The sequence below is a fragment of the Streptomyces sp. NPDC102279 genome, assembly GCF_044766365.1.
In the GTDB taxonomy this organism is placed as follows: Bacteria; Actinomycetota; Actinomycetes; order Streptomycetales; family Streptomycetaceae; genus Streptomyces.
This window is the reverse complement of record NZ_JBIWLU010000008.1, coordinates 494,900-507,921: the sequence shown is the minus strand read 5'-3', so window position 1 is coordinate 507,921 and position 13,022 is coordinate 494,900. Positions and strand designations below refer to the sequence as shown.

The following is a 13,022-nucleotide window of genomic DNA, read 5'->3' as shown; positions in this document are numbered from 1 at the left end:
CTGCAGGGGGGACCCTGTGGGAGAGTAGGACGCCGCCGAACAAGTTTTGAGAAAACCCCCGTACCGGGGATACCGGTACGGGGGTTTTCTGCGTTTCGAAGTAATTATCGAGGGGCGGTCTCCGAAAGGAGCCCGCCCCTTTTTCGTTGTCCGGTTGCGCCGGCTTCTACAGTCGGCCCGCAGCCTTCAGGGCCAGGTATGCGTCTGCCAGGGCCGGCGCCAGATCGTCCGGGGTCGCGTCGACGACGGTGACTCCGCGGCGCCGCAACTGTTCGGCCGTGCGATGACGTTCTGTCTGCGCCTGGGCCGCCGCCGCTGCCTCGTAGACCGCTTCCGTGTTTCCGCGGGCCTTCGCCATACGGGCGATGTACGGATCGGCGACCGACGCCACCAGGACCGTATGGCGCTGGGTGAGACCGGAGAGGACGGGGAGCAGGCCCTCCTCGACGGGCGCCGCGTCGAGGCTCGTCAGAAGCACGATCAAGGAGCGGCGCGGGGCCGTGCGAAGAGCGATGGCGGCCAGGCCGCGAGCGTCCGTCTCGACCAGCTCGGGTTCGAGGCCCGCCATCGCGTTGACCAGCGACGGGAGGACATCGCCGGCCGCGCGGCCCTGGACGAGGGCGCGGACGCGGCGGTCGTAGGCGAGGAGGTCGACGCGGTCGCCGGCGCGGGAGGCCAGGGCGGCGAGCAGCAGGGCCGCGTCCATCGAGGCGTCCAGGCGTGGGGCGTCGCCGACCCGCCCGGCCGAGGTGCGGCCGGTGTCGAGGACCAGGAGGATGTGCCGGTCGCGCTCGGGGCGCCAGGTGCGTACGGCGACCGTGGTCCGGCGGGCTGTCGCGCGCCAGTCGATGGAACGGGTGTCGTCGCCGGGAACGTACTCGCGCAGGCTGTCGAACTCGGTTCCCTCACCACGGGTCAGCACGCTGGTGCGGCCGTCCAGTTCGCGGAGCCGGGCCAGTTTGGAGGGAAGGTGCTTCCGGCTGGTGAAGGGGGGCAGGACGCGTACGGACCAGGGGACCTTGTGGTTGCCCTGGCGGGCGAAGAGGCCCAGGGGGCCGTACGAGCGGATGGTGACGCGGTCCGCCTGGCGGTCGCCGCGGCGGGTGGGGCGCAGACGGGTCGTCACACGGCGGCGTTCGCCCGCGGGCACGGTCAGGCGGTGCCGGGAGGACGTGACCTCGGTGCCCGGTTCCCAACTGCTCGGCGGCCAGGCGTCCCGGAGGTGGGCGCGCAGCGGGCGACCCGAGGAATTGGTGACGGTGAGGGTGACGTCAGCGGATTCACCGAGGCGTACCGAGGTGTCGCCGGAGCGTGTCAGGCCGAGGCGCCGTACGGGGGCCGCGAGGGCGGCGTCGCAGGCGCAGGCCAGGGCCAGCGGGGCGTTCACCGCGAGGATGCCCGTCCAGCTCGGCTCCCAGATGCCGACGGGGAGTGCGCCGAGCGCCGCGAGGAGAGCGGCGCGTCCGGTGAACGCCATCAGCGGGGGACAGGGACGTGGGTGAGGATCGCGTTGATGACGGAGTCGGCCGTCACGCCCTCCATCTCTGCTTCGGGGCGCAGTTGGACGCGGTGGCGGAGAGTGGGGAGGGCGAGGGCCTTCACGTCGTCGGGGATGACGTAGTCGCGGCCGGTCAGCCAGGCCCAGGCGCGGGCGGTGGCGAGGAGGGCCGTCGCGCCACGCGGTGAGACGCCGAGCGAGAGGGACGGCGACTCGCGGGTGGCGCGGCAGATGTCGACGACGTAGCCGGTGATCTCCGGGGAGACCGTCGTTTTGGCGACGGCGGCGCGGGCGGCCTCGAGGTCGGCGGGGCTCGCGACGGGGCGCAGGCCGGCGGCGCGTAGGTCGCGGGGGTTGAAGCCGTCGGTGTGCCGGGTGAGGACGGCGATCTCGTCCTGCCGGCTGGGCAGCGGGATCGTCAGCTTCAGGAGGAAGCGGTCCAGTTGGGCTTCGGGGAGGGGATACGTGCCCTCGTACTCGACCGGGTTCTGTGTCGCGGCGACGAGGAAGGGCTCGGGGAGCGGCCGGGGGGTGCCGTCGACCGTGACCTGGCGTTCCTCCATGGCTTCCAGCAGGGACGCCTGGGTCTTCGGGGGCGTGCGGTTGATCTCGTCGGCCAGCAGCAGGTTGGTGAAGACCGGGCCGGGCTGGAAGGAGAACTCGGCGGTGCGGGCGTCGTAGACGAGGGAGCCGGTGATGTCGCTCGGCATCAGGTCGGGGGTGAACTGGACGCGCTTGGTGTCGAGTTCGAGTGCGGATGCCAGAGCGCGGACCAGCAGCGTCTTGGCCACTCCCGGGACGCCTTCGAGAAGGACGTGCCCGCGGCAGAGGAGGGCGACGACGAGGCCGGTGACGGCGGGGTCCTGGCCGACCACGGCTTTGGCGATCTCGGCGCGCAGGGACTCCAGAGACGCGCGGGCGGTGCTCGCATCCTCGGAATGTCCGGCGTATCCGGCTTTGTCAGTGGTCGGGTCCATCATGAATGGCGTACCTCTCTTGCGAGGGCGTCGAGTTGGTCGGCGAGGGAGATGAGGGCTGCGTCGTCGTGCGGCGGTGGCCCGAAGAGGAGTTGGTGCAGGGCCTGGCCGTCGCCGTCGAGGTGGGCGGACAGGGCGGGGAGCAGGGCCTCGGGCGTGTGTGCCTGGGCCGGGGGGACGCCGACGAGGGGGGCGAGGCGGGTGCGGGTGGTGGAGCGCAGAGCGGTGGCCGCTCGGTCGCGGGCGTTGGCCTTGCGGTAGAGACGGGCGCGGCCTTCGACGGTTTCGGAGGCCCGGATCGCCACGGGGAGTCGTTCGGGTACGAGGGGGCCCAGTCGTCGTGCCCGCCACAGGGCGGCCAGGGCTGCCGCGACGAAGAGCTGCAGTGTGCCCCAGAGCCAGCCCGAGGGGAGCAGGTCGAAGAAGCTCCGGTCGCCCGCGTCGGTGGCCGAGGTGTCGGAGAGCGAGGGGAGGTACCAGACCAGGTGGGAGCGGGAGCCGAGGAGTTGGAGGGCGAGCGAGGCGTTGCCGTGCTCGTCGAGACGTTCGTTGTAGAGGATGTCGGGGGCGCCGAGGACGACGGTGTCGCCGCTCCCCGAGCGGGCGGGGAGGCGCAGGAGGGTGGGCTGTCCGTCGCTGGGGTAGCAGGCGTCGGCGCCCGGGGCGGTGGTGGTGTAGCGGACGCCGCCCGTGTCGGCGCTGCCCGCCCGCCGGGCGGCGGGAAGCGTGCAGTCGGGGGCGAGCGTCGAGTCGAAGCTGACCGCGGGGTCGGCGGACACGCCGGGGGCGAGGGTGCCGACGGAGGGCCGGCCGGGGGCGATCAGGACGGTGCGGCCGTCGGAGTTCGCCGTCGCCGCGCGCAGAAGGGCCTGCTGACGTCTGGTCAGGAGGTCCGGGACGGCGATCACCAGGGTGCTGTCCGGGCCGGCGGCGGCACGGGCCTGCCCGAGGGTGCTCACCACGCGGGTGGAGACGCCTTGATCGGCGAGGAGTTCGGCGACGGCCCGGCTGCCGAGGGGGTCGGCGGAGCGCGGGTCGAGGCGGCCGTGCCGGGAGTCCGAGCGGACCACGGCGATCACGACGGCGGCGATCAGGAGGACGACGAGGGCGAGGACGACTCCGCGCGTGCGGGTCCACACCTGGCGGGGGGTGGGCGAGGCCGAGGTCGAGGTGGGGATGAGAGTGGCCTCGGTCATGAGGCGGCGCCCCGGCGGGTGGTCGCGTTCGTGTTCCGGTCGCTGTGGGCGCTGTTCGTGAGGACGGGCCGGGTGCGCTCCAGGTCACGGTCCAGTTCGGTGAGGTGCTGGTACGCGCGTCGGTCGCCGGTGCGGCCGCCGTACGTGACGTCGTCGAAGTCCCGTGCGGCCGCGCGCAGTCGGTCCGTGTGGTCCGGCAGCGTCCGGCTCGCCTCCGCGGCGGCCTCGTCGGCGGTGCGGCCGGGGCGCGGGTCGAGCAGGGCGCGTTCCTCCAGGGAGCGGACGACGGCGCGCATCCGTTCCTGGACGGCCTGGTTCCAGTGGCCCTGGGCCGCGTGGGCCTCGGCCGCGGCGCGGTGTTCCGCCGCGCTCCTCGGGCGGTCGTCGAACAGGGTGGCGGACGGGACGGGAGTGCGGCGCGGAGTTCCCAGGCGCCACCAGAGGGCGCCCAGGACCGCCAGTACGGCGAGGACGATGACGACGAGGCCGAGCGTTCCGCCGGGTGTCGCGGTGGAGGCGGCGCCGAACAGCTTGTCGACCCAGTCCCAGAAGGCGTTCAGGGCGCGCTGGATCAGGCCCGGGTCGTTCTCGTGGTACATCCGCTTGGACAGCTCGCGTCTGGCCGCCTCCCGCGCGGGGTCGCGCGGTGTCGTCACCGGTGGCGCGTCGCCGCGCGCCAGTGCGAGCACGGCTGTGGCACCGGTGTGTGGTCCTGCGAGCACTGCTGTGAAGGCTCCCCCCGCCCCGTTCACCGCATCAGCTCCCCGGTGTGGTGCCGGAGGGCTCGGTGCCGTAGTCCGGCACGCCGGCGGCGCGGGCCAGGTCGAGGTCGAGAGCCTCGCGGCGGATGCGCTGGTCGATGTACAGGAGCACCGTGACGCCCGCGCTGATCGGGAGGGTGAGCATGGAGCCGATCACCGAGCCGATGCCGCTGACGATGAGGAACGTCCAGCCGATGTCGCCGCCGCTGCTGTCGAGCAGGCCGCTGAAGCCCTCGCCGCTCAGGGCCGCGGCGAGGAGGGCGAAGGGGATGACGACGATCGACGCCACGATGTTGGCGATGATCGTGGCCAGCAGCTGGATGCCGAAGACCCGCCACCAGGAGCCGCGGACGAGCTTCGCGGAGCGGTTCATCGACTTCACGATGCCCTGCTTCTCCAGCATCAGGGCGGGCGAGGAGAGCGAGAAGCGGACCATCAGCCAGATGGCGACGACGGCCGCGGCGAGGCCGCCGAGGACGGCGAGTGCCGCGCCGGCGTCCCCCGAGCCGGCCACGCCGACGAGCACGCCGGGCAGGGTGCCGACGCCGACGATCAGGATGGCGATGACGGGCAGCAGGAGGGTCAGGCCGGACAGGCGCAGCAGCTGGGGTCGGGCGTCCCGCCAGGCCTCGCCGGTGGTGACCGGCTTGCCGAGCACCGCGCGGCTGGTGACCGAGGTGAGCAGGGCCGTCGCGACGATGGTGCCGAGCAGGGTGATGAGCAGGACGACACCGGAGCTGAGCATCGTGTTGCCGAGGGCCTGGGTCAGCTCGCCGACGGTGGCGCTCGGGTCGCTGAGGGCGTCGGAGCCCTCGGTGTCGTTCAGGAAGAAGCCCTGGAGCAGGATGACCGCGATCTCCGTGATCACGGCGACGGTCAGCGAGATACCCAGCACGGTGCGCCAGTAGGTGCGCATCGTGGACACGGCGCCGTCGAGGATCTCGCCGACGCCGAGCGGGCGCAGCGGGATCACGCCGGGCTTGGCGGCGGGCGGCGGACCGCCCCAGTTGCTGCCCCAGCCGGCCGGGCCACCGGGGCCGCCGTAGCCCTGGCCGGGTGCTCCCCAGCCGCCGGGTGCGCCGGGGTGCCGGCCGCCCCAGGCCGGGCCGGGCGCGGGCGGTGGTGGCGTCTGTCCGGGTACCTGCGGGCCGGGAGCGGACCACTGGCCGGGCGGGGGCTGCTCCGTGGACCACTTCGGAGGCTGTTGGGGCTGGTTCGTACCGGCCGGGTCCGTGGGCTGCTCCGTGGGCTGCGCGGTGCCGGTGGAGCCCGGCTCCTGTCCGTCGGAGGGGGCGGATCCGGGCGACGCCCAGCCCGGAGTGTCGTTCATCGTCGCTCCTTCACGGTGCCCGTTCCGCGGTCGCGGCGGCAGGTTGGCAGCCATCGTGCCACGGCCTGCCCGGCAGGTGACCGGCCCCTGTATGAGCTGGACACCTTCAATTGTCCGCCGGGTACGGGGCAGACTGGGCGGATGGCTGATCACTACGCGCAATCCCGCGAGGACGGCGGACCGACGGAGATACCCGCGATCCGCTGGCACGAGCCGCCCGAAGGACCTGTCGTGGTCCTTCTCGACCAGACCAGGCTGCCGGCCGAAGAGGTCGAGCTGGTGTGCACCGACGCCCCCGCGCTGGTGGAGGCGATCCGGACGCTCGCCGTGCGCGGGGCGCCCCTGCTGGGGATCGCCGGGGCGTACGGCGTCGCGCTCGCCGCCGTACGCGGCTTCGACGTGGGGGACGCGGCCCGGGATCTGGCCGGCGCCCGGCCCACCGCGGTGAACCTCTCCTCCGGTGTCCGCAGGGCGCAGGCGGCGCATCAGGCCGCGCTGTCCGCCGGCGGCGACCAGGAGGAGGCCGCGGCGGCGGCGCTGACCGCGGCGCGGGCGCTGCACCGGGAGGACGCCGAGGCGAGCGCGCGGATGGCCGGACACGGTCTCGCGCTGCTCGACGAGCTGCTGCCGGGCGGCGGGCACCGGGTGCTCACGCACTGCAACACCGGGGCGCTGGTGTCCGGAGGGGAGGGCACCGCCTTCGCCGTGGCGCTCGCGGCGCACCGGGCCGGTCAGTTGCGGCGGCTCTGGGTCGACGAGACGCGGCCGCTGCTGCAGGGCGCCCGGCTGACGGCGTACGAGGCCGCGCGCAACGGCATGGCCTACACGCTGCTCACGGACAGCGCGGCCGGCTCACTGTTCGCGTCCGGGGAGGTGGACGCGGTGCTGGTCGGGGCCGACCGGATCGCGGCCGACGGTTCGGTGGCGAACAAGGTGGGGAGCTATCCGCTCGCGGTGCTGGCCAAGTACCACCACGTGCCGTTCATCGTGGTGGCGCCGGTGACGTCCATCGACCCGGACACGCCGGACGGGGCGTCCATCGAGGTGGAGCAGCGACCGGGTCATGAAGTGACGGAGATCACAGCGCCGCAGGTGCCGATGGCGGGCGCGGAGTCAGGAGGCGGTATACCTGTGGCACCCCTGGGGACCCAGGCGTACAACCCGGCGTTCGACGTGACGCCGCCGGAGTTGATCACGGCGATCGTCACCGAAGAGGGCGTTGTGTCGCCCGTGACGGCTGAGGCTCTCGCCGAGCTGTGTGACTTGTCACGCCAGGTAACGATTTAGTTAATGGGATGATGTCGTTTATGAAGGGACGAGTCCTTGTCGTCGATGACGACACCGCACTGGCCGAGATGCTCGGCATCGTGTTGCGTGGTGAAGGTTTTGAGCCGTCTTTCGTAGCCGACGGCGACAAGGCGCTGGCCGCTTTCCGCGAGACCAAGCCCGATCTGGTGCTCCTGGACCTGATGCTGCCCGGACGGGACGGCATCGAGGTGTGCCGCCTGATCAGGGCGGAGTCCGGGGTGCCGATCGTGATGCTCACGGCGAAGAGCGACACCGTCGATGTCGTGGTCGGCCTCGAGTCGGGCGCCGACGACTACATCGTGAAGCCGTTCAAGCCAAAGGAGCTGGTGGCGCGGATCAGGGCGCGGCTGCGCCGTTCGGAGGAGCCGGCACCCGAACAGCTCTCCATCGGTGATCTCGTCATCGACGTCGCCGGTCACTCCGTGAAACGGGAGGGCCTGTCGATCGCGCTGACGCCGCTGGAGTTCGACCTGCTGGTCGCACTGGCCCGCAAGCCGTGGCAGGTGTTCACGCGTGAGGTCCTGCTGGAGCAGGTGTGGGGATACCGGCACGCGGCGGACACCCGGCTGGTCAATGTCCATGTCCAGCGGCTGCGCTCCAAGGTCGAGAAGGACCCGGAGCGGCCCGAGATCGTGGTGACCGTCCGTGGTGTCGGTTACAAGGCAGGACCGAGCTGACATGACCCGTGACAGTGCCGCTTCGGCGCCCGCTGAGCAGGGGGAACGTACGGGGCGGCCTGTCGGCCGGAAAATGACGGGCTCCGGCTGGGGACGCCTGTTCGAGGGCGGGCTGCTCCAGGGCGGGGTCCAGGGCAGCCCGGTCCTGAGGCTCCTCATACGCTGGGTGCGCCGTCCGCTGCTGCCCGTGATGCGGCTGTGGCGGCGCAACATCCAGCTCAAGATCGTCGCGACGACGCTGCTCATGTCGCTCGGCGTCGTACTGCTGCTCGGCTTCGTCGTGATCGGGCAGGTCCGCAACGGCCTGCTGGACGCCAAGGTGAAGGCCTCGCAGAGCCAGGCCACCGGCGGTTTCGCGGCGGCCAAGCGCGGCGCCGACTCGACGGTGACGGCGAACGGCGACGACGGTGTGGCCGCGACCAGCCGGTCGTCGAAGAACGTCACCCAGTGGATGACCGATCTCATCGTGTCCCTGTCCAGCGGTGGCCAGGGCGCGTTCGACGTCGTCACCCTCAACTCGACCCCCTCGGGCCACAACGGCGCCGGTCTCGCACCGCGCGGTTCGGGGCGCGTCGACCCCACGGTGAGCGTGCCGGAGAACCTGCGCGCCCGGATCGACAGCAGTAGCGCCGCCCAGCAGAGCTACACCCGGGTCGTCTACAAGGACGGCCGCGCGTCGCAGCCCGCCCTGGTCATCGGCAAACAGCTCAGCGACCCCAACGGCGACGCGTACCAGCTGTACTACCTCTTCCCGCTGACGCAGGAGGAGAAGTCGCTGAGCCTCGTCAAGGGAACCCTTGCGACGGCCGGGCTCTTCGTCGTGGTGCTCCTCGGGGCCATCGCCTGGCTCGTGGTGCGCCAGGTCGTCACACCGGTGCGGATGGCGGCCGGGATCGCCGAGCGGCTCTCCGCCGGACGCCTCCAGGAACGGATGAAGGTCACCGGCGAGGACGACATCGCGCGGCTCGGCGAGGCCTTCAACAAGATGGCGCAGAACCTCCAGCTGAAGATCCAGCAGCTGGAGGACCTGTCGCGTATGCAGCGGCGGTTCGTCTCCGACGTGTCGCACGAACTGCGGACGCCCCTGACGACCGTCCGGATGGCGGCCGACGTCATCCACGACGCGCGCGGGGACTTCGATCCGATGACCGCGCGGTCGGCCGAACTGCTCGCCGACCAGCTGGACCGCTTCGAGACGCTCCTCGCCGACCTGCTGGAGATCAGCCGGTTCGACGCGGGCGCGGCGGCCCTGGAGGCCGACGCGATCGACCTCCGGGACGTCGTACGACGGGTGGTCGGCGGAGCCGAGCCGCTCGCCGAGCGCAAGGGCACGCACATACGGGTCGTCGGCGACCAGCAGCCGCTGATAGCTGAGGCGGACGCCCGGCGGGTCGAGCGCGTGCTGCGCAACCTCGTCGTCAACGCCGTGGAGCACGGCGAGGGCAAGGACGTCGTCGTCAAGCTCGCCGCGGCGGGCGGAGCGGTCGCGATCGCCGTCCGTGACTACGGCGTCGGGCTCAAGCCCGGCGAGGCGACCCGGGTGTTCAGCCGCTTCTGGCGAGCCGACCCGGCACGCGCGCGGACCACCGGCGGCACCGGCCTCGGGCTGTCGATCGCCCTGGAGGACGCGCGGCTGCACGGCGGCTGGCTGCAGGCCTGGGGCGAGCCGGGCGGCGGTTCACAGTTCCGGCTGACCCTGCCGCGGACGGCCGACGAGCCCCTCAGGGGATCGCCGATACCGCTGGAGCCCAAGGACTCGCGGCGCAACCGCGGACTCGACGACGCCGGTCTGCCGCACGGCGGCGGTGCCAAGCTCGCCACCGTGCCCGTACAGCAGCCGGTGGGCGGGACCACGCCGCAGCGGGGGTCCATAGCGCCCCGCCCGGCCGGGTCGCCGACGGCCGATCCGACGGCGCTGCCGGGCAACGGCTCGCGCGTGGTACCTCGGCCCACCGGGTCCGTACGCCGTCAGGAAGAGACGTCCGGGAGCGGCCGGGAACAGGCCGGTCCCGAGCAGGGCGGCCGGGAACAGGGCGGGCCGGAGCTGGGGCGGGACGGCAGGACGCCGGAGGAGTTCGGACATGGGGAGGTATTCCGTGGGCGCTGACCGCGGGGGGAACGGCGTCCGCGGACGCCGTCCGGTGCGCGTCATGGCGTACGCGAGCTGTGGGGCCCTGCTGCTGGCAGGGTGTGCGTCGATGCCGGACAGCGGAGACCTGCGGCAGGTGGAGTCCACGCCGCGACAGGACTCCCAGGTCCGCGTCTACGCCATCCCGCCGCGTTCCGGCGCCTCGGCGGACGAGATCGTGCAGGGCTTCCTCGAGGCGCTCACGAGTGACGACGCGAACTACGAGACGGCCGGCAAATACCTCACGGACGGCGCGCGCAAGTCGTGGGACCCGTACGACTCCACCACCGTGCTCGACGACGCGCCGGACCCGGTGATGGTGCCGACGGACACCAAGGACGGCACGCGGGATGTCCAGTTCCGGCTCAACGGCACCCGGGTCGCGGGCGTGGACGAACGGCACGCCTACGAACCGGGGGCCGGCTCGTACAACGGCTCGGTGCGCCTGACCAAGCTGAAGAACAAGCAGTGGCGCATCGAAAGCCTGCCTCCCGGCGTGGTCATGGGCTCGTCCGACTTCCAGCGCAACTACGTCTCCGTCAACAAGTACTACTACGCGTCGAACGGCACCTCCGGGGCCGGCCGTCCGCTGGCGACGGTCGCGGACCCCGTCTTCGTGCGCGCGCAGGTGGACCCGATGACGCAGATCGTGCGGGCGCTGCTGCGGGGGCCCACGAAGTGGCTGGACCCGGAGGTCACGTCGAGCTTCCCCACGGGCACGGACCTGAAGAGCGCCGAGACCTCCCTGTCGACCGACGACCGCAACAGGGTGACGGTGCCGCTGAACAGCGAGGCCGACCACGTCGGGAACGCCCAGTGCGAACGGATGGCCGCCCAACTCCTGCTCACGCTGACGAATCTGACGCCGACCGGCGTCGACGAGGTGGAGCTGCAGAGGTCGGACGGCTCGCAGCTCTGCGTGCAGAACAAGGAGCAGGCCGCGGGAGTCGCCTCGCACGGTACGGGCCGCCAGTCGGAGGACCAGTACTTCATCGACCGCGAGCAACGGCTCGTGCGGATGGACGGTGGCGACCGCGACAAGAACCCCGAGCCGGTGCCCGGAGCGCTGGGTGAGGGCGTCAAGAAGCTGCGGGCGGCCGCGGTGTCCCGGGACGAGACCAGCGCGGCAGGGGTGTCGGCCGACGGCCGGAACCTGTACGTCGGGTCGCTGGTGTCGGGCGGTTCGCTCGGCGAGCCGGTGCTGCGGAGCCAGGGCAGCACCGCGGCCGACCGGCTGACGACGCCCAGCTGGGATGCCCGGGGCGACCTGTGGGTGGCCGACCGCGACCCGAAGAAGCCTCGCCTGCTGTTGCTGCGCAAGGGTGCGGGCGAGCCCGTCGTCGTCCAGACGCCGTTGGTCGACGGGCGCATCGAGGCGGTGCGGGTGGCCGCCGACGGGGTGCGGATCGCGCTGATCGTGGAGAAGGACGGCAAGAGCTCGCTGCAGATCGGGCGCATCGACCGGTCCACCGGGGACGAGCCGGTCGGCGCCGACGTCGTCAACACGCGCATGGTGGCCCCCCAGCTGGAGGAGGTCACGGCCATGTCCTGGGCCGGGGACAGCCGGCTCGTGGTCGTCGGCAGCGAGAAGGGCGGCGTGCAGCAGATGCGCTACGTCCAGGTCGACGGCTCCACCCCGCCGGCCACCGCGCCCTCCGCGCTCGCCAACGTCAAGGAGATCGCCGCGTCCGAGGACGAGACGCTGCCGCTGGTGGCGCAGTCGGAGACGGACGGGATCGTGCGGCTGTCGGCGGGGGAGCAGTGGCAGAAGATCGTCCAGGACGGAACGGCACCGGTCTATCCCGGCTAGTCGGCAGGATTCCCGGCAATTTCCGGCAGTGGGCCCGCCCGGTTCTCCGGGCGGGCCCACCCGCGTTCCGGGCGGTCCGCGCGGCGTTCCCGAGGCTCTCCGCCGGGCGGACGCAGGACCACAGGTCCCTCCGGTCCCCTCCGCCGTCGCCGCGCACGAGCAGGCCTCGGAGTTGTCCACAGGCAGTTGTCCACAGGGGTGGCCGAGTGGGCCGGGCGTTGGCACAGTGGTGGCCATGCGGGGGTGGTGGCAGGACCTCACGGATCTGGTGCTGCCGGCCGAGTGCGGGGGCTGCGGAAGGCCTCGCGCGGTGCTCTGTGCCGAGTGCCGTGCCGCCCTGATCGGGGCCGCGCCGAGCCGGGTGCGACCGGTGCCGGAACCGGCCGGCCTGCCGGCGGTGCACGCGGCCGCTCCCTACGCGGACGAGGTGCGGGCCGCACTGCTCGCTCACAAGGAGCGCGGTGCGCTGGGCCTGGCGGCACCACTGGGCGCAGCCCTGGCGGGGGCTGTGCGGGCCGCTCTGGAGGCGGCGCGACGTCCCGGTCCGGCCGGGCGGCCCGTGGCTTCGCAGGGGCGGCTGAGGCGCGGGAAAGGGGAAGCGGGGTGCGAGCGGGAGTGGCTCGAACGCGACGGCGAAAGCATCCGCGGCGCGGGGCAGGGAGACAAGCCTGTCCTGCTGGTGCCCGTGCCGTCGGCGCGGAGGGCGGTCCGGGCCCGCGGACACGATCCGGCGCGGCGGATCGCGCTTGCCGCAGCGGGCGAGCTGCGGCGGACGGGGACACCCGCGCGGGTGCTCGGCGTCCTGCGGCAACGGAGGTCGGTGGCCGACCAGTCGGGGCTGAACTCCCGGCAGCGGCTGGACAATCTGGCCGGCGCCCTGGAGGTCGTGGCCGGCGGCGCGCGGTTGCTGGCCGAGGGGGGCCGGGTGGTGCTGGTGGACGACCTGATGACGACGGGCGCCTCGTTGACGGAGGCGGCGCGGGCGCTGCGGGTGGCACAGGCGGCGGCGGAGGGTGTGCACGGGGCGCGAGAGAGGCCGGAACTACCGGAAGTGGACGGGCGAATCGTGGGTAGAGAGCAGGTCAGAGGGACGCACGGTGACACGGTCTACTCGGCCGTGGTCGCCGCACCACCGGACGCTTTCGAAATAAACCGGAACTGACCAAGAACTTGCATCGTTGCAGGTAATGACCCGGTCAATTCACCTGAACGGAGGTACGCCGCAGTAGAGGGTGACGACATCCGTCCGGGCGAGATATGTTCGGTTGTGAGGCAATGGCGCAGGCCGGGCCTCGCGAACCCGAATGCCGTGCCGCGGGTTTTTTGAATCACCCGCA

10 protein-coding genes are annotated in these 13,022 nt (G+C 72.4%); 5 read left to right on the top strand and 5 right to left on the bottom strand.

Annotated features, from left to right (window positions below):
- Positions 1 to 166: 166 nt before the first annotated feature.
- From ACIRQH_RS23340 to ACIRQH_RS23320, 5 genes are read right to left on the bottom strand one after another with little or no spacing between them, the layout of a single operon-like run.
- Positions 167 to 1,477, bottom strand: coding sequence for a DUF58 domain-containing protein (locus ACIRQH_RS23340; RefSeq protein ID WP_404226924.1), 1,311 nt, complete (start codon positions 1,475 to 1,477; stop codon positions 167 to 169).
- A complete protein-coding gene (locus ACIRQH_RS23335) occupies positions 1,477 to 2,478 on the bottom strand; it encodes an AAA family ATPase (RefSeq protein ID WP_404226923.1) in 1,002 nt (333 codons plus the stop codon). Before ACIRQH_RS23335 ends, ACIRQH_RS23340 begins: the two co-directional genes overlap by 1 nt.
- The gene (locus ACIRQH_RS23330) at positions 2,475 to 3,671 is read right to left on the bottom strand and encodes a DUF4350 domain-containing protein (RefSeq protein WP_404226922.1); all 1,197 of its coding nucleotides are present in this window, start codon (positions 3,669 to 3,671) and stop codon (positions 2,475 to 2,477) included. The genes ACIRQH_RS23335 and ACIRQH_RS23330 overlap by 4 nt, the downstream gene beginning before the upstream one ends.
- Positions 3,668 to 4,393 carry a DUF4129 domain-containing protein gene (locus ACIRQH_RS23325; RefSeq protein WP_404226921.1) on the bottom strand — a complete coding sequence of 242 codons (726 nt, stop codon included), beginning with the start codon at positions 4,391 to 4,393 and terminating at the stop codon, positions 3,668 to 3,670. Before ACIRQH_RS23325 ends, ACIRQH_RS23330 begins: the two co-directional genes overlap by 4 nt.
- A gap of 34 nt (positions 4,394 to 4,427) precedes the next feature.
- Entirely contained in the window at positions 4,428 to 5,762 is a 1,335-nt protein-coding gene (locus ACIRQH_RS23320) for a hypothetical protein (protein WP_404226920.1), read from the bottom strand.
- A gap of 141 nt (positions 5,763 to 5,903) precedes the next feature.
- Here ACIRQH_RS23320 and mtnA point away from each other — a divergent pair, with 141 nt between their 5' ends.
- The 5 genes from mtnA to ACIRQH_RS23295 all read left to right on the top strand — a co-directional run bounded on the left by mtnA (position 5,904) and on the right by ACIRQH_RS23295 (position 12,847).
- Complete coding sequence (gene mtnA / locus ACIRQH_RS23315) at positions 5,904 to 7,049, top strand: S-methyl-5-thioribose-1-phosphate isomerase (protein ID WP_358815096.1); 1,146 nt, start codon at positions 5,904 to 5,906, stop codon at positions 7,047 to 7,049.
- Between the two features lie 8 nt (positions 7,050 to 7,057).
- Positions 7,058 to 7,747, top strand: coding sequence for a two-component system response regulator MtrA (mtrA, locus tag ACIRQH_RS23310; protein WP_193791570.1), 690 nt, complete (start codon positions 7,058 to 7,060; stop codon positions 7,745 to 7,747).
- A 1-nt stretch (position 7,748) separates the two neighbouring features.
- On the top strand, positions 7,749 to 9,854 hold the full coding sequence (gene mtrB, locus ACIRQH_RS23305; protein ID WP_404226919.1) for an MtrAB system histidine kinase MtrB: 2,106 nt from the start codon (positions 7,749 to 7,751) through the stop codon (positions 9,852 to 9,854).
- On the top strand, positions 9,829 to 11,685 hold the full coding sequence (locus ACIRQH_RS23300; RefSeq protein ID WP_404226918.1) for an LpqB family beta-propeller domain-containing protein: 1,857 nt from the start codon (positions 9,829 to 9,831) through the stop codon (positions 11,683 to 11,685). Before mtrB ends, ACIRQH_RS23300 begins: the two co-directional genes overlap by 26 nt.
- 235 nt (positions 11,686 to 11,920) lie before the next feature.
- Positions 11,921 to 12,847 carry a ComF family protein gene (locus ACIRQH_RS23295; RefSeq protein ID WP_388866441.1) on the top strand — a complete coding sequence of 309 codons (927 nt, stop codon included), beginning with the start codon at positions 11,921 to 11,923 and terminating at the stop codon, positions 12,845 to 12,847.
- Positions 12,848 to 13,022 lie beyond the last annotated feature (175 nt).